The sequence below is a fragment of the Micromonospora sp. DT68 genome (assembly GCF_049847245.1).
In the GTDB taxonomy this organism is placed as follows: domain Bacteria; phylum Actinomycetota; class Actinomycetes; order Mycobacteriales; family Micromonosporaceae; genus Micromonospora; species Micromonospora profundi.
Map to the genome: position 1 here is coordinate 36,526 of NZ_JBNCNZ010000022.1, position 22,632 is coordinate 59,157.

The following is a 22,632-nucleotide window of genomic DNA, read 5'->3' on the forward strand; positions in this document are numbered from 1 at the left end:
CCGTCAGCGGTGGAAGACCGGCAGCGCCCGGCCGTCGTCGAGGTCGAGCCAACCGACACGGACCGGGTCGCCGATCCGCCAGTCCTGCCCTTCGAGGGTGGACAGCACGACTGGTCCCTCGGCGAGCCGGATCCGTGCGATCGTGTACGGCACGGCAGCCTCCGGCACGGGTGCCCGGTGCACCACGGTGAACGTGTCCACGACGCCGTGGCCGGACGCCTCGACGAACCCGAGATCCACCATCGACGAGCAGGCGGTGCACAGCGCACGCGGCGGATGCTGGACGTGCCCGCAGGACCCGCAGGACTGCAGCGTGTAGCGGTGCTCCCGGGTGGCGTCCCACCAGCCGGCCGTCACGTCGTCGGGCGGCGGTACGTGCATCACCGCACCCCCAGCACGACCGTCGCGTGCGTGGACAGGATCCCGCCGGTGCCGTGCGCCACGGCCACCCGGGCGTCGGGCACCTGCCGGGCTCCCGCCTCGCCGCGCAGTTGGCGGACCGCCTCCACCAACAGCAGCACCCCGTACTGACCGGGATGGCAGTACGACAGGCCGCCGCCGGAGGTGTTCAACGCCAGCTCGCCGCCGGGACGGATCCGGCCGTCCTGGATGAAGTCGAGCACCTCCCCCGGTCCGCAGAAGCCCAGCGCCTCGATGCTGAGCGCGGCGGTGATGGTGAACGAGTCGTAAACCTCCAGCACGTCCACGTCGGAGGGTGTGATGCCGGCCCGGGCGAACGCCTCCCGACCCGACTCGCGCGCACCGGTGACCGTCAGGTCCTCGACGGCGGTCATCGACGTGTTCGTCGACCGTTCGCCGTACCCGAGGACCCGCACCGGCGGGTGCCGCAGGTCGCGGGCCCGGTCGAGCGTGGTGAGCACGACCGCCCCGCCGCCGTCGGTCACCAGGCAGCAGTCGGCGACGGTCAACGGGCTGGAGACCATCGGCGCGGCGAGCACGTCGTCGACGGTCAGCGGCCCGGCGTCGTAGCGGAACGCGGCCGGGTTGAGCAGCGCCCACTGCCTGGCGGCGACCGCGATCTCGGCCAGCTTCTCCCGCGTGCCGCCGTACCGGTGGAAGTACTGTTGCGCCGCCATCGCGTAGTACGACAGCGGGTACAGCGGGCCGTACGGCGCCTCGAACTGGGCCTCCGGGGTGTGCTCCTCGACGATCCCGCCAAGGCTGCGCGAGCGCGCGGAGCGCTGGTTCGACGCGAAGCTGATGACCACGGTGGAAGCCTGGCCGGCGTCGATCGCCTGCGTGGCGCGGGCGACCATCATCTCGGCGGCCGACCCGCCGACGAACGTCGAGTCGACCCAGCGGGGCCGCAGCCCGAGGTACTCGGCGAGCTGTGTGGTGGAGAAGCGGGACACTCCGGTGGTGGCCAGTCCGTCGACGTCGGCGAGGGTGAGCCCGGCGTCGGCGAGCGCCCGTGTGACGGCCTGGGTCTGAAGCGTGAGCGTGGACTTCCCGGTGCTGCCGAGGTCGCACTCGGCCGCACCGACGATCGCAACGCCGGTCACCGGGCGCCCGGCCCGTCGGCCGTGCCCAGCAGCACCGTCGCGTGGGCAGGGCGGGCGGCGGGCCGTTGCGGGCCGTACTCGCTGGCCAGGATCGTGGCGGAGAGGTCCACCCGGATGCGGTCGGCACCGACCTCGACCACCGTGCCCTCGCACCGGACCGTCTCGCCGGCGAACATCAGGTTGCGGAACGTGAACGACAGCTCGTGCACGAAGCAGCGCGGGCCGAGCGTGTCCTGGAGCAGCTCGACGAAGAGCGCCCCGAACACCTGCCCGTCCACGACCGGGCCCGGGACCCGCGCGGCGGCCACGAACTCGGGGTCGAAGTGCAGGCGGTACCAGTCCCAGGTGGCACCGGCGTAGGCGACCATGTCGGTGAGCGTGATGGTGCGCTCCAGCGCGGGCAGCGCATCCCCGACGTTCGGTGGCACCCGGGATGTCATGCGGCACCGTCCAGGCTGACCAGGATGATCGTCTCCTCGTTGACGGCGAGCAGCTCGCCGTCGTGGTTGGTGTACGTCGCGCGCGAGGAGACCACGAGCATGTCCGCGCCGGTGCGGGTCTGCTTCTCGGTCAGGTCGTGGATCTCCCAGGTCGCGGTGATGACGTCGTCGGGGCGTACCCGGCGGTGGAACGTGTAGCTGTTGCCGCCGCGCACCTGGCGGGTGCCGGGGACATCGAGGTGCCAGGAGTGTCCGGCGTAGCCGTCGCCGTCCATCGGGAGGTTCGCGTACTGGTTGGTCTCGCAGATGAGCGTCGGCGGAGCGGTCACGCCCGGCAGGCCCTGCGCGCGGGCGAACCCGGGGTCCGAATACAGCGGGTTGTCGTCACCGATGGCCAGGCCGAAGTACCGGCCGGCCGCGGCGCCGAGCGGTTCCGGCGCGGTGTAGACCTTCCGCGTGCCCAACAGGGCGCGCAGGTCGTCGGTCAGCAGGCTCACGCCGTCTCCTCCGCTCCGCTGATGTTCGGATACACCGCCGTCGGGAATACCTCGAACAGGAACTCGGGGCGCAGCAGGGCCTTGCAGATCGCCCCGGTCGACGCCGGCCAGGGCGCGCTGAGCAGTCGTTCCCGCACGCCGGCCACGCCCCGGTACGCCGGCAGCGCGGACTCGACGCAGTACTCGGTCGTCTCCAGCAGGTGCTCCGGTCCGAGGCCGGCGTGGCGCAGCAGGTGCAGGATCGCGCCGTACGTCGCCTCGGCCTGCGCCACGATGTCGCCGGGGTGCAGGGCCTGCTGCGTCTGCATGTCCAGCGCCGCGAACCCGGACATGTACAGGGTCCGGCCGGCCCTGACCCCGGGGGCGTAGGTGAGCGTGTCGTAGCGCGACCAGCCCGGGTTGACCAGCTCCAACCGGTGCCGGGAGGCGGTGACGCCGATCGCGACGAGGGCGTCCGGGTGGTGCAGCCGGCTCATCAGGATGCCGCCCGCGCCCGGGTAGACACCGGCGCCACCGAGGCGTTCCCTGCGCACCCGGTGCGTACGGCGGTAGACGTCGCGGGTCGCCGGGGTCGAGTAGTCGTAGGTCGTGACCACCGCGTCGAGGGAGAGCCCGGCCGCCTTGAGCAGGTCTCCCGCCCGGTCCAGGCAGTAGGCGTACTGGGCGGCGAAGTCGCCGGGGTGGACCACCGCGCCGGTGGCGTCGAGCGGGAGCATCGTCGGCAGGTACACCGCGCCGTCGTGGCCGGTGCCCACGGTGGCGGCCCGCCAGGTGCCGGCCTGCCGGGGTTCGCTGGCGACCAGCACCTCGCCGCCGCCGCGGACCGCGTGCAGCTCGACCTCCAGCAGCGCGGTACGCCGCACGAGCCGCTCGACGACGACCGTCCGCAGCACGGGCTCGTGGTCGCCGAAGACCTCCCGCCGGACCGCTGCGGCCGCCTCGTACTCGGCGAGCCCGGCGACCGTCACGTTCTCGGTGACCCGGGTGACGTCCTGCGGCCCGAACCCGGCGGCCGCCAGGATCGTCAGCACCTTCTCGTACGCGGTGCGCGCCTGCGCCGCCATGTCCCCGGTGACCGTCATCCTGCCGACGGCCTCGTCGAACGCGGCGGAGGTGTGGCCGGAGGTCCAGGCCGCGTCGCCTTCGGCGAGGCCGAGGCAGAACGTGAAGCCGTCGTACGGGAACCAGCGGAAGGAGGGCGGTTTGATGGCGTGTGGTGTCACGGGCGGTCCCTGCCTGTACCGGCGGCGGCCAGCGCCGCCATGAGCGGTTCGATGGTGTCCAGCTCGTCGAGACGGGACAGCAGGTCGACGACGTCTGTGGTGTCGCCACCGGCGTTGCTGTGGAACTTCGCGACGAGCTGCTCGTCGGTCAGCGGGTTGTCCGGGCCGCCCGCGCTGCGTGGCACGCTGCCGGGAACGGCCGAGCCGTCGACGAGCGTGATGCGGGCGGTGCCGGGCGCGTCGGCTGCGGGGCCGCCGGTGGGGGCAACGTGCCAACGCACCAGCCGGGCAACGCGTTCCACCTCGGGTCGGCCGAGCGAGTCCGGCTCGTACGTTGCGGTGGTCAGGTCACCGTCGACGACGGCGGCGGCGATGCTCCACGGCAGCGAGAACTTCGCCGCGTACGGCGACGCCGGTCGCGCCAGGTCCCGCCGGGTGTCGCAGACCGTGGGCACCGAGTCGGGGTGCACGTCGACGTCGATCGCGGCGACGTCGCCGGAACGGACACCGCCGCGGCGCACCGCGTCGCGGACCGCGTCGATCGCGGCGTGGGAGAGTTGGCACGCCGGGTACGGCTTGATGCCGATCCGGGTGGTCTCCCAGCGTGTGCCGAGCTCGGCGGTGATGGACGCGAGGTCGACCGCGCCGGCGGCCAGTGCGTCGTAGACACCGTGCGGGCCGTCGAGGACGTTCGCCGGGCCGCCGGCCCCGGCCGCGGCCAGCCGGGCGGCGAGGATGCCGGCGTGCCCGGCGAATCCCGGGTGCAGCTGCTTCGTCGAGGCTCCACTGTGCAGGAACGCGAGGAGCCCGCCGGCCTGGCTGCCGGCGATGCCGAGCGCGTCGGTCGTCCGCGCGGCGTCGAGGCCGAGCAGCCGGGACGCGACGATCGCCGAGGAGAACACGCCGGCCACCATCGTGGCGTGCAGCCCGCGGGCGTGGAATCCGTGCGACGCGGCGGCGGCGACCCGGCACACGGTTTCGTAGCCGACGACGGCGGCCTCGATCACGGCCCGGCCAGGCGCGCCGACGTGCTCGCCGACGGCGAACGCGGCCGGCAGCACCACGGCTGTGGCGTGCACGAGGCCGCCAGCGTGGGTGTCGTCGAAGTCCAGTGCGTGCACGAGGGTGCCGTTGGCGAGCGCGGCGGCCGGCGCACCGACCCGGCCCCGCGACCCGATGATCGTCGCCTCCGGAGGCCCGCCGAGTTCCCGGGCGACGACGACGGCCGGTATCGGCGACGGCTCACCGGGCTCCCCCGTCATGGGGCTGGCGCTCAGCCCACCCAGCGCCGTTCCGACCCCGTCGAGCAGGTGCCGCAGCGCTGCGGCCCGGACCGCGGCCGGCACTTCGACGTGGCCCGTGCCCCACTCGGCAAGCTCCTCGGCGATCATCGTGACGTGGCTGTTGTGTCGAGGCTGTCAGGGGTGTCGGGGGTGTCGGGGGTGTTCGCGCCGTGTGCCGGCTCGGCATCGCCGAACGCGCCGGCCGCCCGCAGCGCCACCACCTGAGACGCGTCCAGGCCCAGGATCTCCTCGGTGACGAGTGCGAGGTCCTCGTTGCGCTGCGGTGCCCGGCGGTAGGTGGGCGTCTCGTCGCCGACCCGCACCGGGGACGCGAGCTGCCGTACCTCGCCGTAGCGGGGGTGGTCGGTGGTGACCACGAGGTTCCGGGCGGCGGTGTGCTCGTCCACCAGGGCCGCGCCGACGTCGTTGATCGGGCCGCACGGGATCGACCCGGCGTAGAGCTGCGTGAGCCAGTCGTCGACGGTCTTCTGCCGGAAGATCGCCTCCAACCGGGGCACCAGGTCGGCGCTGTGCTCCCGCCGGCCGGCGAAGGTCGCGTACGGCGAGCCGGCCTCGGCCCACTCCGGGTGGCCGACGATCTGGCACAGCCGGGCCCAGAACTTCTCCTTCGCGCAGCCGACGACCATCCAGCCGTCCTTGGCCTCGAACGCCTGGAACGGCACGAGCGACGGGTGGGCCGAGTGGTGTGTGCGGACCGGCTGGAACCCGGCGTTCAGGTGCCACGTCGCGGGATAGGTCAGCATCGACACCGCGGTGTCGTAGAGGCTGACGTCGCAGTCCATCCCGACGCCGTCGCGGCGGGCGGCGTGCACCCCGGCCAGCAGCGAGATCGCGGCCACGAAGCCGCCCGAGTAGTCCACCAGTGACAGTCCGGACTTGGTGGGCGGTCCATCCGGCTCACCGGTCAGCTCCATCCAGCCGGCGAGACCCTGCAACACGTAGTCGTAGCCGGGTTCCTGCTTGCGGGGCCCGGTCATCCCGAACCCGGTCAGCGACACGCACACGATGCGCGGGTTGAGGTGCTTGAGGTCGTCGTACCGGATGCGCAGTTTCTCCGGCACGTCCCCGCGCAGGTTGGAGTAGACGACGTCGGAGACCGCGACGAGTTGTTCGAAGACGTCGCGCCCGGCGGCGGTGTTCAGGTCGAGGGAGATGCTGCGCTTGTTGCGGTTGAACGTCTCGAAGAAGAGCGAGTCCTCGTCCTCGGCGTACGGCGGCACGTACCGGCCGACGTCGCCGCCGGCCTGCGGGTCCTCGATCTTGATGACCTGGGCGCCGAGGTCGGCCAGGTGCACGCTGCCGAACGGCCCGGCGCCGTACTGCTCGACCGCGATGATGCGCAGGTCCTCCAGCGGTCTCACGTGGTCGCTCCCGTCAGCTCACCGATCAGCGCGATGATCTCGTCCTGGGCCGCGCGGATCTCGACGGCCGGCAGCCCGTGGGTCGGCGGGCTCAGCTTCACGGTGTCGGCGATGCCGTCATAGGCCGCGATCCGGGCGGCGACGTCGTCGTGGGTGCCGGACATGGTGAGCGCGTCGACCATCCGGTCGCTGACGCTGCCCGCGAGGTGGTCCGCTCCGGCACCGGCCCGGAACGCGTCGATGACGGCCTGCTGGTCCTCGGCGAGGCCGTGGAACGCGAAGAAGTCGGCGTAGGTGCGGACCGTGGCGTAGAAGCCGACCACACCGGCGGCGCGGCGGCGGGCGAGCGCGGGGTCGGCGGCCACCGAGCAGCACGCGGAGACGACGACGTCGACGTCGTGGCGCGTTTTGCCGTCCGCGCGGTCGATGCCGAGCGTGAGGTCGGGCAGGATGTGCTCCCGCAGGTACCCCGGTGAGCACAGCTCGTGGCTGATCCAGCCGTCGCCGATCTCGCCGGCCAGCCGGGTCATCAGCGGGCCCATCGCGGCCAGGTACACCGGGATCGGCCGCTCCGGAACGGCGTACGGCCGCTCGTAACCGCGGATGTGCATCGGCTCGAACTCGCCGTCGGCCCGGATCTCGGCGCCGGTGGTGCAGGCGTCCCAGAACAGCCGGATGTTGTGGACCGTCTCGCGCAGGTGACCGACCGGCTTGCCGAACGGCACGTTGTGCCATTGCTCGTTGAGCCGGCGCACCCCGGAGCCGAGGCCGATCACGAACCGGCCGCCGGACAGCTCGTCCAGGTCGAGCGCCTCCAGCGCGGTGATCATCGGGCTGCGGGTGAACGCCAGGATGATCGAGGTGCCGATCCGTGCGGTCGACGTCGCCCCGGCCAGGGCCGCGGCGGTGCCGGTCGCGCTGCGGTGCAGCTCCGAGGCCCACAGCACCTCGGCGCCCGCGCGTTCCGCCCGGCGCCCGGCGTCGGCCAGCTCCGCGAGCGTCTCCCCCCACGGCTGGTACGTGAGCCTCATGCCGTTTCCTTGCTGTCGCCGTCGAGGGAAAGTGGGGACTTCCCCACCGGGAAGAGGTTTTCCAGCTGTTCGGCGCCCCGGCGGTACACATAGAACGTGCGCTTGAAGGAGCAGACCTCGTCGCCGTGCTGGTTCAGCGTGCGGGTGCGCACCGTGACGATGCCGGCATGCGGGCGGGACGCGGACTCGCGCTTCTCCAGCACGAGTGACTCGCTGTAGAGCGTGTCACCGGCGAACACCGGGTGGGTCATCCGGATCTCGTCCCAGCCGAGGTTCGCGAACGCGTTCTGGGTCAGGTCGGTGACGCTCTGCCCGACCGCGATGGCCACCGTGAGTGTCGACACCACGAGCGGCTTGCCGAACTCCGACCGTGCGGCGTACTCGGCGTTGAAGTGCATCTCGTTGGTGTTCATGGTCAGCAGCGTGAACCAGGTGTTGTCGGTCTCCGTGACGGTGCGTCCCAGGGGATGCTGGTAGACGTCTCCGATCTCGAAGTCCTCGAAGAACCGCCCGGTCCAGCCTTGCTTGAGCCCCATCAGCCAATCTCCTTCTGACGACGCGCGAGGTACCCGTCGCGGATCATCCGCTTGAGGATCTTGCCGCTCGGATTACGCGGCAACGCGTCGACGACGTGCCACTCGCGGGGCACCTTGTAGCGCGCCACGTGCTGCCGGACGTGGCCCTCCAGGGCTCCGACGTCGATCCGCGTCCCCGGGCGGCCCACCACGAACGCGGCGATGCGCTCGCCGTACACCTCGTCGGGCACACCGATGACGGCGACCTCGTCGACCGGCTGGTGGCGGGCGATGACCTCCTCGATCTCGCGCGGGAAGATGTTCACCCCGCCCGCGATGATCATGTCGTTCTTTCGATCGAAGATGGTGATGAAGCCCTCCTCATCGCGCACGGCCACGTCGCCGACGGAGAAGAACCCGTCGGCGTCGTATCCGGCCCGGGTGGCCTCCTCGTCGTCGAGGTACCCGGCCAGCAGCAGCGGCGAGCGGGCGAACAGCTCGCCGGGCTCACCCGGGGAGACCTCGTTGCCGTCGTCGTCCTTGAGCCGGATCTCGTTCCAGAACCAGGGATGCCCGACACTGCCGGCCCGTTCCAGGGCGAACTCGGGGCGCAGGTTGGTGACGATGGAGCACTCGGTCGAGCCGTACAGCTCGTGCACGTCGACGCCGGGGAACGCGGCGATCACCCACTCCTTCAGCGCGACCGGCAACGCGGCGGCGTTGAAGTAGAGCGTCCGCAGCGCCGACAGGTCGTACCGGGCGGCCGGCTCCTCGCAGAACCGGCGGAGGTGCTGGGCGTGCGTGGGTACCAGGAACACCGTGGAGGCGCGACTGGAGGCCATCAGGTCCAACAGCCGCTCCGGATCCCAGGTCGGCAGCACGCTGCACGAGCCGCCGAGCATCGGGGCGGTGTAGGCGAACGCGAACCCCGCGCCGTGGTACATCGGTGCGACGGCGATCGTGCTGCGGTTGGGGCCGAGCCCGTAGTCCAGCCCGACTCCGAACGCGGTGAGGACCCGTCCCCGGTGGGTCAGCAGGACGCCCTTGGGCCGCCCGGTCGTGCCGGAGGTGTAGGTGACGCAGAACGGGTCGAGTTCGTCGACGGGGACCTGCGGATCGACCGCGCGGCCCTGTCCCAGGAACGTCTCGTACCGCTGGCCGACCTCGCCGGCGAAGCTGAGCACGAGCGGCAGGTCGTCGAGCAGGCCGTCGACGTTGCCGGCCAGCTCGTCGGCCAGGATGATCCCCCTCGCCCGGGAGTGGGCGAGGATGTAGGCGTTGTCCGAGCTGTTGTTCTTCGTGTTCAACGGCACGGTCGGGATGCCGGCCTTGGCCATCGCCGCCGATATCTCGAAGTACTCGTAGCGGTTGTTGCTCAGCACCGCGATCCGCTCACCGGGGGCGATGCCGTGCGCGAGCGTCGCGGACGCGAGCCGGTTGGAGCGCTCGTCGAGCGCGCCGAACGTCACGGCGTGGTCGCCGTCGACGACCGCGACCCGGCCGGGCGTGGCCCGGCCGAACTCGCGGATCCCGGCGGCCATGTTGAGCTGCACACCCTTCACCCGGTGCCGTCCTTCCTGAGTCGGTCAGAGTCCGTAGCGGGCGAGCACGTCCCGCTTGCCGGGCGTGAGGAACTTGCGGGTCATCCGGGCGGTGGTGAGCCACGCGATCGCGTCGCCGTTGCGGGTGCTCGCCAACATCCGGTCGACCAGGTACGGCGCTACGTCGTCGACGTGGTCGCACAGGATGTTGAGCTGCCGGCGCTGCCGCGCCACCTGCTCCGGTGCGGCGGCGGCTTCGCGCAGCCACCCCTCGGTGATGAGGATGCCGGGGCGGATCTGGCCGATCCGCACGCCGGTACCGGTGACCTCCTTGGCCAGTGCCCGGGTGAAGGAGTCCAGGCCGCGCTTGGTGGCCGAGTAGACCCCCATGCCGGGGCGGATCGCGCCGTCGCTGCCACCGCCGAGCACGTTGAAGACCTGGCCGCCGCCGGTGGCGAGCATGCCGCGGACGGCGACCTGCGACCCGTACACGGTGCCGAGCATGTTCGTGGTGACCATCGTCCGGACGTCCTCCGGCGCGGTGTCAACGATCGGCCGGGTGGTGTTGGCGACACCGGCGTTGTTGATCCACAGGTCGACGCCGCCCAGCGCGTCGACCGCGGCACTCCATATCCGCTCGACCTGCGCGGCGTCGGTGACGTCCGCGGCGATTCCATGGACGGTGGCCGCCGCGGCGGCCTGCGGGCGCAGCCGCGCGACGGCATCGTCCACGGCCGTTCGTGAGCGCCCCGACACGACGACGGAGTGGCCCCGCGAGAGCAGCTCGCGGGCGAGCGCGAAGCCGATCCCCTTGGTGCTGCCGGTGATGACTGCCTTACGCATGACTGCTCCTGCCCACTCAAGTCGGGGGGAAGGAAGGGGCCCTTCCTAACGTCTGGTGTATAGGAAGGGCCCCTTCCTAACGGTCCGGTCAGTCGCCGGCCAACCGGGCGACCGCGTCGGCCAGCGGCACCACGTCGGCATACTTGGCGTCGAGGTCGAAGAGGTTGGCCTCGTGCGGCCCTGGATCGCGGTCGGCGCACGCCTCGCGCACCACCATCGGACGGAACCCGTGTTGCAGGGCGTCGACCGCCGACGCGCGGACGCAGCCGCTGGTGGAGAAGCCGCCGAGCACCACCGTGTCGACGCCGGCCGCGGTGAGCCAGGCGGCCAGCGCGGTGCCGGCGAAGGCGCTGGCGTAGTGCTTGTAGACGATGTATTCGCCCCGGGCGGGCGTCAATTGGGCCGGGAAGTCGCCGAGCGGGTTGCCGGCGGCGAACGCGGCCAGCGCCGGCACCTTCGCGGCGAACAGGGGCGCCTCTGCGCAGGACTCGTCGACGTACCGCACCGCGGTGAAGGCCACCGGGACCCGGGCCGCGCGGGCCGCCGCCACCATCTCGGCCATCGCGGCCAGCGCGGCCTGCGCGTCGGCCAGGAACAACGGCGACGAGGGTACGGCGTACGCGGCGACCGGGTCGACCAGCACGAGCGCGGGCCGGGTGCCCCAGCCGAGGCGGCGGGCGAAACCGGCGGTCGTGTAGTCGGCATCGAGCGTGCCGGTCCCCAGGACCCTGGCGTCGGAGCGTGCCCCATTCATTCGACGCATCGTATGCGCTGGATACACCGTTTCGCTAGGGGGAACATTGCGGGAGGACGGGCTTGCCGTGCCCGTGGAAACAGTGTTTCCATTGCAGCCATGCTGGTCCCGGACGGCATCGATCTCACCATCGCCGGCTGCCGGGCGCCCCGGCACCTCCGGCCGGGGGCGCCGCCCGCAAACGCCGCCGGGAAGACCCTGAAACGCGAAGTGAGGAGCAGCGGGTGCGAGCGCACGTCGAACTGATTCACGAGAATGACTACATCTGGCACGTCGGGGAGCTGCCGCACGGCGAGGGCGGGGCCCGCGAACGTCGACTATCGGTGGACGAGGAGGACGGGTCGTCCTCGCTGTCGCTGAGCTTCGACAGCGACTGGGGGCGCGGGCCGGGCGTGCCGCACGCCGACACGGAGTTCTACGTGCAGTCCGGCTCGCTGAACTACGGCGGTCAGGAGATCGGCCCCGGCGGCTACCTGCAGGTGCCGCGGGGCGTGCCGATGGACTGGATCAAGATCCGCGAGGGCTCGTCGGTGCTGCACTGGCGCGAGTACGGCGACTGCGGTTTCGACGTCGAGAAGGCACAGTGGAATCCGGCCTCAGCACGGTGGGAGACCGCCGTCGGCGAGGTGACGGTGGTGGATTCCAACGACATGGAGTGGACCGCCGCCCCGACGGTCGGGCCGATCACCCCGCTCTACATCAAGTTGCTGCACCGCGACCCGGTGACCAACTTCTACACCCGGCTGATCCGGGCCCACAAGGGCTGGAGCGACCACCGGCTGGCCCATCACCCCTGCTACGAGGAGTTCTACACGCTCGGCGGGAAGATGGCGTACAACTTCGGCGACATCGACGAGGGCACCTACTGCTTCCGGCCGGCCGGGGTGAAGCACGGCCACTTCGTGGCCGAGACCGACATCGACTGGATCATCCGATCGGACGGCGAGCTGATCAACTGGTACACCACCGACGAGTGGGTCAAGTGGGGTGGCACGGCGACCAATTACCACGAACACGACGAGGCGCCGGTCATCTCCAGCCTGCCGGTGCGGTCCCGTTCGCGCGGCCCCTGGTCCGGCGACGGGATGTGATGGCGACGGGGTGTGACGTGGCCACGACCACCGCCGCGTCACACCCGGTCACACCTAGCGGGTGACGTACACCCCCTGCGGCACTCCGGTGACCGCGCCGTCGCGATATGCGACGTGCCCGCGGACCACCGTCACAACCGGCCAGCCGCGGACCTTGCGCCCCTCGAACGGACAGTGGTCCTGCCCGGACAGCAGCAGGTCGGTCGTCACCTCCCGCTCCAGGTCAGGGTCGACGATCGCGAGGTCGGCGTCCGCGCCCACCACGAGGTTGCCCTTGCGCCCCCACAGGCCGTACGCCCGCGCGGGGTTCGCCGAGGCCAGCTCCGCGATCCGGGCCGGCGACAGCCCACGCTTGTGCATCCCCTCGCTGATCAGCAGCGGGTAGAGCAGCGCGGTGCCGCCGAAGCCGGGCAGGGCCGGCCAGAGCGCGTCGCCCTTGTGCTCCTCGGTGCAGCACGCGTGGTCGGAGGCCACCCAGTCGACCGAACCGTCGAGCACGCCGGCCCACAACGCCTCGGTGTCGGCCACCGTGCGGATCGGGGGGTTCACCTTGCCGCCCAGCCCGGTCAACGCGTCGTAGGACAGGCAGAGGTGGTGCAGGGTGACCTCGGTCCGGATGTCGGCGCCGGGCAGCGCGGCGCGGGCCGCCCGGGCCGCGTCCAGCGCGTCGGCCGAGGACAGGTGCAGCAGGTTGACCGGGCAGCCGGTGGCGCCGGCCAGGGTGGTGGCCTCGCCGATGGCGACCCGCTCGGTGAGCGGCGGGCGGGCGTCGGAGTATGCCTTGAGGGTCTGCGGGTCACCGGCTGCCCGGACCCGGTCGATGAACAGCCGCATCAGCTCGGACTGCTCGCAGTGCAGCGACAGCGACACGCGCCGGTCCGGGCCGTTGGCCGCCGCGACCGCCTCCATGATCTGGTAAAGGTGCCCCAGGTCGTATTCGTCGCTCATCGTGAAGGACTTGGCGTCGCGGGAGTCCGCGCTGAGGTTGAAGCCCTTGTAGAACATGTAGTACTTGAACGACGACACCCCATGCTCGCCGACCAGTGTGGGCACCTCGCCGACCTGCGCGGTGTCCATCGGCGCGAGGTGGAAGCCGTAGTCGGTGTAGGCGCGCCCGCCCACGGCCGCGAGCACCTCCGGGAAGATGTCGGCGTACGCGCCGGTGCGGTTGAGGTAGTGCTGCCCGGTCCGGAAGTAGGACAGCACCGTGGTCGCCCCGCCGACCAGGGAGGAGCGGGTCTCCTCGGCGGCGTCCTCGGCGAGCGACCGGTAGATGCCCAGGTGGTAGTGCGCGTCCACCGCCCCGGGGAAGACCAGCCTGGCGTCGGCGTCGAGCACCTCGGCGGCGTCGGCCGGGTCGAGGTCGGCCCCGATGGCGGCGATCCGGCCGTCACGGGTGGCGAGATCAGCCCGGATCGTTCCCACGTACGGCAGCACCAGCGTGCCGCCCTTGACCAGCAGGTCGTAACGCGCCACCGCGCACCCCCTTCACCTTGTGCGTTTCGGACAATGTAACGGGGTTTCCATTATGGATAAAGCCCGGTTAGATTGGCGTCCAAACCTCGATCGGTCCCCGCGGAGGTCCCGTGCCCGGTGCACTGAACGCGTGGACCGGGCGTCCGCCCGGTGCCGACAACCAGTCCGTGTACGGCGACCAGCTCGGCCTCAGCGCCGACGAGCTCGCCGACCTGCAATCGAGAGGCGTGATCTGAGTGGGCCCACCCACCGCTGGACCGCAACCCGACCTCGACCCCGGCGCCACCGCTCTGTGGCCGGCGCTGGCCGGGGCCCGGATCATCGACCTGGCCCACCCGATGCGCCGGGGAATGCCCCAGTCACCGAACCACCCGCCGTTCCGGATGGTGATCGAGCGCCGCCACGGCGACCTGGTGCGCGCCGACGGCGGCAGTGCCGCCAACGAGGTCATCATCACCGGCGGGCACGTCGGTACCCACGTCGACGCGCTGGCCCACGTCTCGCAGGACGGATTCGTGCACGCCGGCCGGCCGGCCGGGGCAGCGCAGTCCCACGAAGGCTTCGCGGAGCTGGGCATCGAGACGTTCGATCCGTACGTCGGACGGGCCGTGCTGCTCGACGTCGCCGCCGTGCACTCCACCGCCGTGCTGCCGGCGGGTTACGAGATCACTCCGGACGACCTGGAGCGGGCCGCCGGGCACATTCGGATCGCGCCGGGCGACGCGGTCCTGGTCGGCACCGGATGGTCGCGACGGTGGGGCGACGGTGCGGCGTTCGTCGGGCTCGCCGACGGGGTTCCCGGCCCCGGGGTGGCCGCCGCCCGCTGGCTCGCCGAGCGCGCCCCCAGGGTGGTCGGCGGCGAGACGATCGCCTTCGAGCACCTCGCGCCCGGACGAGGCCACGCCACCCTGCCGGTGCACCGGATCCTGCTGGTGGAGCACGGGATCAACATCGTGGAGACAATGAACCTGGCCCCGCTGCTGGACACCGGAGCCCGGGAGTTCCTGTTCGTGCTCAACCCGCTGCCCATCGTCGGGGCCACCGGCGCCCCGGTCCGCCCGTTGGCGGTCCTGCCGTGACGGCGGGCGAAAGCACGGCCGGGACCACGGCCGCGCCGGGCGACGAGCCCACGCTCAGCGCCCGGCTGGCGCGCTTCGCGGTCGACTGCCGCGACCACGGGGTGCCCGACGTCGTCCGCGCCGACATCCCCGGCCGGGTGTTGGACATCCTGGGGCTGGCCCTGGCCGCGCACGCCGACCCGGGGGCCGACGCCGCAGCGGCCGCGCTGCGCTCCGTGCGGCGCTGGGGCGGCATCGGCGAGGCCACCGTCATCGGCTCCGGCGACCGGCTGCCCGCCCCGGCCGCCGCGCTGGTCAACGGGGTGCTGGCCCACTCGCTGGACTTCGACGACACACACCTGCCCTCGGTGTTGCACCCGAGCGCCAGCGTCGTACCGGCCGCGCTCGCCGCCGCGGAGGCGGTCGGGAGCGGTGCGGCTGTCGACGGCGCGGCCCTGGTCCCGGCGGTGGCAGCCGGGATCGAGATCACCAACCGGCTCGGCATGGCAGGCTACCTGCCCGACACCGGGGTCAACGTCTACTTCGAGCGGGGCCAGCACGCCACCTCGATCTGCGGCACGATCGGCGCGGCCGTCGCGGCCGGCCTGCTCTACGGCCTGGATGCCGCGGGCATCGGCCATGCCATCGGGATCGCCGCGAGCATGGGCGCCGGCATCCTGGAGGCCAACCGCACCGGCGGCTCGGTCAAGCAGGCCCACTGCGGCTGGGCCGCCCACGCCGGGGTGAGCGCGGCGGTGCTGGCGGCCGACGGGCTGACCGGGCCACCGACCGTGCTGGAGGGACGGTTCGGTTTCTTCACCGCGCACACCGGCGACTTCACCGCCGACGCGCTGCTGCGCGGGCTGGGCACCGACTGGGAGGTGCTGCGCACCGTCTACAAGCCGTACCCGTCGAATCACTTCACCCACCCCGGCGTCGACTGTGCCCTGGCGCTGCGGGCTGGCGGGCTCGACCCGGCCGACGTCGCCGAGATCGAGCTGGGGGTGGCCGCCCCGGTACTGCGTACCATCGCCGAACCCACCGCCGAGAAGACCCGCCCGCGCAGCGCGTACCACGCGAAGTTCTCCGGCCCGTACACGATCGCGGCGGCGCTGCTCGGCGGTGGCGGCCTGGGGCTGTCGCTCGACGACTTCGTCGGCGAGCTGCCGGCCGACCGGCTGGCGCTGGCGGCCCGCGTCCGGTGCGTGGCCGACCCCCGGGCGTCGGAGCTGTTCCCGCGTGCGTTCGCGGCGGTGCTGCGGGTGCGGACCCGCGGTGGAGCCCTCCTGGAGCACCGGGTCGACTCGTCGCGCGGCGGGCCACAGCATCCGTTGAGCGCGGCCGATCTGGCGACGAAGTTCCAGCTCAACGCCGAGCGGGCGGTTCCACCGGCGCGGATCGCCGCGCTGCGCGACGCCGTGCTCGGCACCGGGGTGACGCCATCGGCGCTACTCGCGCTGACCGCGCCGGCTCGCTGAGGCCGGACCCGGCCGGCCATGCCCACCGCCGCACCCACACCGACGCCGCGCCGGGAATGCGCGGGCGCCTACACCGCCAGGGCGAGCAGTCGCCGGGCGGAGCGGACCACCGCCTCGTCCACCAGCCGGCCCCGCGCGTCGAGGCAGACTCCCACGCCGTCGCGGACCGCCGCGTCGAAGCGGGCCACCAGGTCAGCCGCCGCCGCCACCTCGTCCGGTGTCGGGGTGAATGCCTCGTTGACCACCGCGATCTGCGCCGGATGAATGCAGGCCCGGCCGACGAAGCCGATCCGTCGCAGCGCGATCGTCGACGCGCGCAGCGCGACCAGGTCCCGGAAGTCGGTGCTGACCGGTGCCACCGGTGGCTCGATGCCGACCGCCGCGCTGGCCAGCACCACCTGCGAGCGGACGAAGAGCAGTTCCCGCTCGTCCGGCCCGAGCGTGACACCGAGGTCGGCGCGCAGGTCCGCCTCGCCGAGTTGCAGCCGCCGTACACGGGGTGCGCGGGCGATGTCGAGGACCGCGACCACGGCCGCCGCCGACTCCAGCAGCGGCACCACGGGGGTCGTGCCCACCGGCGACTCGGCCGCCGACTCGACCGCGCCGAGCACCTCGTCGAGGGCTGCCAGTTCGGCGGCGGACTCGGCCTTCGCCACACAGAGCCCGGCGAGCCCCGGCCCCACGACGGCCGCCGCGTCGACGTGGCCCAACTGGCCCGGGTTGATCCGCACCCACCAGGCGACCCCGGGTGGTGCGGAGCGCAGGAAGGCGGCGACCGCCGAGCGGGCGGCGCCCTTGCCGGCCGGCGGCACCGCGTCCTCCAGGTCGATGATCACCGCGTCTGCGCCGCGCCGCGCCGCCTTGGCCAGCTTGTCGGGCGCGTCCCCGGGCACGTACAGGTACGACCTCAACGGCTTCGGGCCCTTCCGTTCGACAACGCCCCGGCGATGCGGCCATTGTTTCGACTGCGAATACAGTGTTTCCATTAGGGCTCGAGACGTCAAGGAGGCTTCATGGGACCGCACCTGCACGGCTGGTGGATTCTGCTGCACATCGTGCTCTTCGTCTTCTGGCTGGGCGGGGATCTCGGAGTCTTCTGGTCGAGCCGGTTCGTCCTCAAGCCCGATCTCACCCCGGCCGCCCGGGCCACCGCACTGAAGATCATGGGCGGGCTCGACCTGGGGCCCAAGATCTGCCTGGTGCTCTTCCTGCCCAGCGGCGTCACGCTGATGGCGCTGGACCCGCACGGCGCGCAGGTCTTCGGCATCAACCCGTTCGGCTGGCCGATCGTCGCGCTGCTCTGGGTGTTCGCGGCGGGGTGGCTGGCCGCAACGATCTCCGACCATCACCGCCCGGGCCACCACCGGTGGGTGCGCCGGGCGGACTGGACGGTCCGGATAGTGCTGATCGCCGGGCTGGCCGGGACCGCGCTCTACACGCTCTTCGCCGCCGCACCGTTCGGTGTGGACACCAACCCGAAGTGGCTGGGCGGCAAGATCCTGCTCTACAGCGTCGCGATCGCCTGCGGACTGGGCATCCGGCTCACCCTGCGCCCGTTCGGACCGGCCTTCGGCACCCTGATGACGACCGGCTCCACACCGGAGGTGGAGCGCACGATGCGGCGGGCGATCGACGGCTGCCTACCCTACGTGTGGGGCATCTGGGGCAGCGTGCTCGCGGCCGCGGCGCTCGGCGTGCTGAAGCCGCTCGCGGCGCTGTGACCCGGGCAGGTCGGTCAGGCGCCGCTGTAGCCGAGCTGAGCGGAGATCCGGCCGGTCGCCTCCAGTAGCGACTTCGCCAGCTCGGGCGAGTCCGGCTTGAACCGCCCCACCGGCCCGGCCACGCTGACGACCGCCACCACGTGCCCGTCGTGGTCGTGGACCGGCGCCGCGATCGACGTCGCGCCGGGCTGGCGTTCGCCGCGCGAGGTGGCATAGCCGCGTTTGCGGATGGCCGCCATCTCTTTGCGCAGCTTCGCAGGGTCGGTGATGGTGCGGTCGGTGACCTCGACGAGCCGGTGCCGCTCCAGGTAGGCGTCGAACTCGTCCTCGGCGACGAAGGCCAGGAACGCCTTGGACGAACTGCCGGCGTGCAGCGGGTACGGAATGCCGATGTTGACGTCGAGCCGCAACTCGTGCTCGGGCACCACCTGGTCGACATACAGCCGGGTGTCGCCCCGGCGCAGCGACAGCGTGGCGGTCTCGCCCGTCTGGGCCGCCAGCGCGCGCAGCTCCGGGCCGGCCATCGCGCGCAGATCGGTGCGGGCCAGGTAGGCCCGGCCGAGCGTGACGGCCGCGTGGCCCAGTGCGTACCGACGGGTGCTCGGGTCGACAATGATCAGATCCCGGCTGCGCAGCGCCGTGAGGATGCGGTGCACGGCGGCCTTGGTCAGGCCCAGCGCGGTCGCGATCTCGGTGACGCCCAGGTCCGGTCGCCCGCTGCGCCCGAAGTAGAGCAGCACGTCCATCGCCCGCTCGACCGCCGCGATCGAGCGGGACTGGCCGTCGCCGTCCTCCGCAACGGCCGGTGCCGTCGCCGCGGATGTCCGACTGGTCATGGGTGAGCCTCCACAGCACTGTTCGTTTTTGTCCGGTCCCCAGAGCAGTGTAGGTCGCGCCATTCCACCTAGCGAAACGGCGTGTCCGGAGTGTCGCCGGCCGGCCGGACCAAAGAACGGTTGACACGGGACACCACCCCTCGTTACGTTTCTGGTAACGGCGTTTCCTGATGCGAAACGGAGAGCCTGTCAGTGTCGGTCGAAAGCATCACGTTCCGCTCGGCCCTCGCCCAATGGCCCAGTGGCGTCGCTGTCGTGACCACGGTCGTCGACGGCCGACCACACGGCATGACGGCGAGCTCGTTCTCCTCGGTCAGCCTCAACCCGCCGCTGGTCTCCATCTGCCTGGGCGTCCACCTTCCCAGCCACGCCCTGGTGGAGCGGGCCGGGGTCTTCGCGATCAGCTTCCTCGGCAAGGGCCAGGCCGGCATCGGCCAGCGTTTCGCCGGCATGCGCCCCGAGATCACCGACCGCTTCGCCGGGCTGGACTGGACGCACGCCGAGACCGGCTGCCCGGTCCTGGTCAACTCGACCGCCTGGCTGGACTGCCGGGTCGTGCACGCCTACCCCGGCGGTGACCACACGATCTTCGTCGGGGAGGTGCTCGCCGCCAGCACCCCCCGGGTCGGCGCCCCGTTGCTGTTCCACTCCAGCGTGTGGAGCCAGCTCGCCGACCCGCTGCCGGAGAGCATCGACATCGCGATCGGGGGCCGGCTCTCCCGCCCGCGCGCGAAAACCCTGGCGATGGCCGGCTTCACGGTTCGGGCAACACCCGGCCCGATGATCGCCGACGCCTTCCGGGCCGGCGGCGAGGAGGCCACCCTCGCCGAACTGGACCAACTGCTGCGTGCCGGGCACACCGCCGTCACCCTGGTCGAAGCGGCCGACGCCAGCCCGGTGCAGGTGCGGGCAGTGCTCGCCGACGCCACCGTGCGCGCCCGCCGCGCCTCACTTCGGGTGCGACTGCGGACCCAGCGCGGGCTCGGCCTGGTCAACGCCATGGTCGCGATGAAGAGCGGGGTCACCGGCTTCGACACCACCCTCAGCGGGCGAGCGGGTGCCCTGCGCACCCGCGACCTGGTCTTTCTCGCCCGTCAACTCGGGGTGTCCTGTCCCCGGCTCCCCGCCACCAAACCAGAGGAGTGACCCACATGTCCACCGGCGGACGGCTCATCGACGACCTCACCCCGGCTGAGCAGGATCGCGCGGCCCGGGTGGAGAAGGTGCTGCCCGCGCTGCGGGCCGCCGCCGCGCAGGCCGACGCCGACGGGGTGTTTCCCGCCGCGCACGTCGCGCTGCTGCGCGATGCCGGGCTGCTCGGCCTGGTGGTTCCGCAGGAGTACGGCGGCCTCGGCGGCGGCCTGCGCGACCTCGCCGCCGCCACCTTCGCGATGGGCAGCGCGTGCCCGTCGACGGCGTTGGCCTTCTTCTTCCACAACACCAGCGCCTCCCGGGGCATGCTGCCGCTGGAGGCGATCGAACGCGGCCTCTTCGACGACGACGACGTCCCCGCCGTGCGGGCCTTCGCCGAGAAGGTGCTGACCCGGATGGCCGGTGGGGTGTGGCTGGCCAACTTCGCCAGCGAGGCGGTGAAGAGCTCGTCGGCCAACATCGCCATCTCCACCACCGCCACCCCAGCCAGTCGCGACGGCGTCGACGGCTGGTCGCTGCACGGCGAGAAGTCGTTCGGCTGCGCCACCGGCGTCGCCGACACCTACCTGGTCACCGCCCGGCTCGCCGGGCACGAGACGGCGGACGGGCTGGCACTGTTCCTGGTCCCCCGCGATGCCGCCGGGGTCGCCTCACGCCCGAACTGGGACGGCATTGGCATGCGCGGCTCGGCCAACCGCGGCATCCGGCTCGACGACGTCTTCATCCCGGCCGACGAGGCGCTCACCGTGCCCGGCGCGTTCGTGAAGATGTTGCAGTGCAGCCGGGGCAGCTTCGTCGGCAACCAGCTGGCCATCACGGCGGTCTACGTCGGCGCGGCGCAGAGCGTCTACGACGACACGCTCACCAGGCTCACCCAGAAGACCTTCGCCGACACCGGTCGGCCGATTGCGGAGAGCCCCATGCACCAGGTGATCATCGGCAACATGACGGAACGGTTGGAGACGGCGTACCTCTGGCTGCGCCGCCAGTTGCTGCTGGAGACCAGTGAGCCGCCGCTGCGCCCGCACGCCGAGGTCTACCGGCAGTGGCGGTTGGCCAAGGGCTCGATCTGCGAGGCGTGCTTCGACGTGGCGGTCGGCGCGCTCAAGGCGTCCGGCACGTCCGGTGCCACCATGAACGGGTCCGTCGGCCGGGCGCTGCGCGATCTGGCGATGGGGCTGGTGATGACGTTCCCGCCGGAGCGCGGCCGGTTGGAGGCGGCCGGCATGGTCACCAGCGACCGGTCCAACGACCTGTTCGTGGCGGTGGCCGGGTGACCGGGCCCCAGCAGCCGGACCTGCCCGACCTGCCCGATCTCGCCGACCTGGTCGGCGGGGTCTGGACGCCCAGCGACGCGCCGCTCGGGTTCGACCTGGAGGATCCGGCGACCGGGGCGGTGCGGCGGCCCGCCGCCGGCACGCCGCCGGACCGGATCGCCGCCGCCGTCGCCGCCGCCTCGACGGCGCACGAGGCCGGGAGCTGGGCCGCGCTGCCGGCCTCAGCTCGGGCCGACGTGCTGGACGGCGTCGCCGAGGCGGTCGAGGGCGTCGCGGCCGAGATCTGCGCGCAGGAGTCGGCGACCACCGGCGTGCCGATCCGGCAGACCACACCGCTGGGCGTGATCCTCGGCGGTGCGTTCCGGCTCGCCGCCGCCCAGCTACGGCAGGGCCCGCAGAGCCAGGAGTTCCACCGCGAGGACGGCCGGGTCGTGCACGCCGAACGGCTGCCCTGGGGTCCGGCCGTCTGCGTGGTGCCGTGGAACGCGCCCGCGCCGATGGCCGCGCACAAGGTCGCGAACGCGCTCGCCGCCGGCTGCCCCACGATCCTCAAGCCCAGCGAGTACGCCCCGCACGGCAGCCAACGGCTCGCCGGCGTCATCGGGGCCGTGCTCGCCGCCTCCGGCGTACCGGCCGGGGTGTTCCAGCTCGTGCACGGCGGGGCCGAGGCCGGCGCGGCCCTGGTCGGCGATCCCCGGATCCGGGCGGTCTCCTTCACCGGCGGGCTCTCCGCCGGGCGGGCGGTCGCGGCGGCCTGCGCCTACGACATCAAGCCGGTGCAGCTCGAACTCGGCGGCAACAACCCGCTGGTCGTGCTCCCCGACGCCGACATCGCCGACGTCGCCCGGGCCGCGGTCGACCTGCTCAGCACGCTCAACGGCCAGTGGTGCCGGGCGCTGGGCCGGCTGATCGTGCCCGCCGAGCAGCACGACGAGATCGTCGGCGCGATCGCCGACCGGCTCGCCGGCCTGGTCGCCGGCGCGCCGCTGGACCCCGCGACCGACCTCGGTCCGCTGGTGCACTCCCGGCACCTGGCCCGGGTGTTGGCCGCCCGCGACGACCTGCTGGCCCACGGCGGGACCGCGGTCACCGGCACCACGCTGCCGGCCGCCGGACCGCTGGCCGGCGGGAACTTCCTCGCCCCGACGCTGGTCACCGGCGTCGCCGCGGCGCACACCGGCGACGAGATCTTCGGACCGGTGGCGGCGGTGCACCCGTACGACACCCTCGATGAGGCGGTGGCGCTGGCCAACGGCACGCCGTACGGGCTGGAGGCGTACGTGCTCGGCGCGGACGAGGAGGCGGCGCTGGCCGTGGCCCGCCGAATCCGGGCCGGCGAGGTCAAGGTCAACGGCTCCTCGGTGCTCAGCCTGCACCTGTTCAGCCCGCGCCCGGCGTTCGGGCTGTCCGGGTACGGCGAGGAGGGCACCGCCGAGACGCTGCGGTTCTTCACCAACCCGAGGGTGGTCGGCGTCGAGGGCGGCTTCGCGCTGCACGGCCGGCCATGAACC

At 72.4% G+C, this 22,632-nt stretch carries 23 protein-coding genes; 8 read left to right on the forward strand and 15 right to left on the reverse strand.

Going from position 1 to position 22,632, the window contains the following annotated elements:
* Positions 1–3: 3 nt before the first annotated feature.
* From ACPXB1_RS27730 to ACPXB1_RS27785, 12 genes are all read right to left on the reverse strand, one after another.
* Positions 4–381, reverse strand: coding sequence for a Zn-ribbon domain-containing OB-fold protein (locus ACPXB1_RS27730; protein WP_355597634.1), 378 nt, complete (start codon positions 379–381; stop codon positions 4–6).
* Complete coding sequence (locus tag ACPXB1_RS27735; RefSeq protein ID WP_355597636.1) at positions 381–1,523, reverse strand: acetyl-CoA acetyltransferase; 1,143 nt, start codon at positions 1,521–1,523, stop codon at positions 381–383. The genes ACPXB1_RS27730 and ACPXB1_RS27735 overlap by 1 nt, the downstream gene beginning before the upstream one ends.
* On the reverse strand, positions 1,520–1,963 hold the full coding sequence (locus ACPXB1_RS27740) for a MaoC/PaaZ C-terminal domain-containing protein (protein ID WP_355597638.1): 444 nt from the start codon (positions 1,961–1,963) through the stop codon (positions 1,520–1,522). The genes ACPXB1_RS27735 and ACPXB1_RS27740 overlap by 4 nt, the downstream gene beginning before the upstream one ends.
* Positions 1,960–2,460 (reverse strand): FAS1-like dehydratase domain-containing protein, encoded by a 501-nt coding sequence (locus ACPXB1_RS27745; RefSeq protein ID WP_355597640.1) that lies wholly within the window; start codon positions 2,458–2,460, stop codon positions 1,960–1,962. Before ACPXB1_RS27745 ends, ACPXB1_RS27740 begins: the two co-directional genes overlap by 4 nt.
* On the reverse strand, positions 2,457–3,683 hold the full coding sequence (locus ACPXB1_RS27750; RefSeq protein WP_425736002.1) for a Rid family hydrolase: 1,227 nt from the start codon (positions 3,681–3,683) through the stop codon (positions 2,457–2,459). The genes ACPXB1_RS27745 and ACPXB1_RS27750 overlap by 4 nt, the downstream gene beginning before the upstream one ends.
* Positions 3,680–5,074, reverse strand: coding sequence for an MmgE/PrpD family protein (locus tag ACPXB1_RS27755; protein ID WP_425736003.1), 1,395 nt, complete (start codon positions 5,072–5,074; stop codon positions 3,680–3,682). The genes ACPXB1_RS27750 and ACPXB1_RS27755 overlap by 4 nt, the downstream gene beginning before the upstream one ends.
* Positions 5,071–6,348 (reverse strand): CaiB/BaiF CoA transferase family protein, encoded by a 1,278-nt coding sequence (locus ACPXB1_RS27760; RefSeq protein ID WP_355597646.1) that lies wholly within the window; start codon positions 6,346–6,348, stop codon positions 5,071–5,073. The genes ACPXB1_RS27755 and ACPXB1_RS27760 overlap by 4 nt, the downstream gene beginning before the upstream one ends.
* Complete coding sequence (locus ACPXB1_RS27765; protein WP_355597648.1) at positions 6,345–7,379, reverse strand: LLM class flavin-dependent oxidoreductase; 1,035 nt, start codon at positions 7,377–7,379, stop codon at positions 6,345–6,347. Before ACPXB1_RS27765 ends, ACPXB1_RS27760 begins: the two co-directional genes overlap by 4 nt.
* Positions 7,376–7,915, reverse strand: a complete 540-nt coding sequence (locus tag ACPXB1_RS27770) for a MaoC family dehydratase (RefSeq protein ID WP_088947019.1) — start codon at positions 7,913–7,915, stop codon at positions 7,376–7,378. Before ACPXB1_RS27770 ends, ACPXB1_RS27765 begins: the two co-directional genes overlap by 4 nt.
* Positions 7,915–9,456 (reverse strand): class I adenylate-forming enzyme family protein, encoded by a 1,542-nt coding sequence (locus tag ACPXB1_RS27775; protein ID WP_355597650.1) that lies wholly within the window; start codon positions 9,454–9,456, stop codon positions 7,915–7,917. Before ACPXB1_RS27775 ends, ACPXB1_RS27770 begins: the two co-directional genes overlap by 1 nt.
* A 24-nt stretch (positions 9,457–9,480) precedes the next feature.
* Positions 9,481–10,278, reverse strand: coding sequence for an SDR family oxidoreductase (locus ACPXB1_RS27780; RefSeq protein WP_355597652.1), 798 nt, complete (start codon positions 10,276–10,278; stop codon positions 9,481–9,483).
* An 88-nt stretch (positions 10,279–10,366) separates the two neighbouring features.
* Positions 10,367–11,032: an isochorismatase family protein gene (locus tag ACPXB1_RS27785; RefSeq protein WP_355597654.1), complete on the reverse strand. Its 666-nt coding sequence runs from the start codon at positions 11,030–11,032 to the stop codon at positions 10,367–10,369.
* Between the two features lie 224 nt (positions 11,033–11,256).
* Between ACPXB1_RS27785 and ACPXB1_RS27790 the strand changes: the two genes are divergently transcribed.
* Positions 11,257–12,123, forward strand: a complete 867-nt coding sequence (locus tag ACPXB1_RS27790) for a DUF4437 domain-containing protein (protein WP_355597656.1) — start codon at positions 11,257–11,259, stop codon at positions 12,121–12,123.
* A 54-nt stretch (positions 12,124–12,177) separates the two neighbouring features.
* Here the strand turns inward: ACPXB1_RS27790 and ACPXB1_RS27795 are convergent, their stop codons facing one another.
* Positions 12,178–13,599 carry a dihydroorotase gene (locus ACPXB1_RS27795; RefSeq protein ID WP_355628155.1) on the reverse strand — a complete coding sequence of 474 codons (1,422 nt, stop codon included), beginning with the start codon at positions 13,597–13,599 and terminating at the stop codon, positions 12,178–12,180.
* Positions 13,600–13,709: 110 nt separating this feature from the next.
* Here ACPXB1_RS27795 and ACPXB1_RS27800 point away from each other — a divergent pair, with 110 nt between their 5' ends.
* Genes ACPXB1_RS27800 through ACPXB1_RS27810 form a run of 3 tightly spaced genes read left to right on the forward strand, consistent with a single transcriptional unit; the run spans position 13,710 to position 16,135 of the window.
* Positions 13,710–13,835: a hypothetical protein gene (locus ACPXB1_RS27800; protein ID WP_355597660.1), complete on the forward strand. Its 126-nt coding sequence runs from the start codon at positions 13,710–13,712 to the stop codon at positions 13,833–13,835.
* On the forward strand, positions 13,836–14,678 hold the full coding sequence (locus tag ACPXB1_RS27805) for a cyclase family protein (RefSeq protein ID WP_355597662.1): 843 nt from the start codon (positions 13,836–13,838) through the stop codon (positions 14,676–14,678). It abuts the gene before it with no gap.
* Positions 14,675–16,135: an MmgE/PrpD family protein gene (locus ACPXB1_RS27810; protein ID WP_355597664.1), complete on the forward strand. Its 1,461-nt coding sequence runs from the start codon at positions 14,675–14,677 to the stop codon at positions 16,133–16,135. Before ACPXB1_RS27805 ends, ACPXB1_RS27810 begins: the two co-directional genes overlap by 4 nt.
* A gap of 68 nt (positions 16,136–16,203) precedes the next feature.
* Here ACPXB1_RS27810 and ACPXB1_RS27815 read toward each other — a convergent pair whose 3' ends face one another.
* Entirely contained in the window at positions 16,204–17,046 is an 843-nt protein-coding gene (locus ACPXB1_RS27815; RefSeq protein ID WP_355628158.1) for an HpcH/HpaI aldolase/citrate lyase family protein, read from the reverse strand.
* 102 nt (positions 17,047–17,148) lie between these two features.
* Between ACPXB1_RS27815 and ACPXB1_RS27820 the strand changes: the two genes are divergently transcribed.
* Entirely contained in the window at positions 17,149–17,856 is a 708-nt protein-coding gene (locus ACPXB1_RS27820) for a hypothetical protein (protein ID WP_355597668.1), read from the forward strand.
* 14 nt (positions 17,857–17,870) lie between these two features.
* On the opposite strand, the gene ACPXB1_RS27825 is transcribed toward ACPXB1_RS27820, so the two are convergent.
* The gene (locus ACPXB1_RS27825; RefSeq protein WP_355597670.1) at positions 17,871–18,692 is read right to left on the reverse strand and encodes an IclR family transcriptional regulator; all 822 of its coding nucleotides are present in this window, start codon (positions 18,690–18,692) and stop codon (positions 17,871–17,873) included.
* Between the two features lie 192 nt (positions 18,693–18,884).
* On the opposite strand from ACPXB1_RS27825, the gene ACPXB1_RS27830 reads away from it, so the two are divergent.
* The 3 genes from ACPXB1_RS27830 to ACPXB1_RS27840 are packed head-to-tail and all read left to right on the forward strand — an operon-like array spanning position 18,885 to position 22,629.
* A complete protein-coding gene (locus ACPXB1_RS27830) occupies positions 18,885–19,838 on the forward strand; it encodes a flavin reductase (protein ID WP_355597672.1) in 954 nt (317 codons plus the stop codon).
* Between the two features lie 5 nt (positions 19,839–19,843).
* Positions 19,844–21,121, forward strand: a complete 1,278-nt coding sequence (locus ACPXB1_RS27835) for an acyl-CoA dehydrogenase family protein (protein ID WP_355597674.1) — start codon at positions 19,844–19,846, stop codon at positions 21,119–21,121.
* Positions 21,118–22,629, forward strand: a complete 1,512-nt coding sequence (locus tag ACPXB1_RS27840; RefSeq protein ID WP_355597676.1) for an aldehyde dehydrogenase family protein — start codon at positions 21,118–21,120, stop codon at positions 22,627–22,629. The genes ACPXB1_RS27835 and ACPXB1_RS27840 overlap by 4 nt, the downstream gene beginning before the upstream one ends.
* The last annotated feature ends 3 nt before the right edge of the window (positions 22,630–22,632 follow it).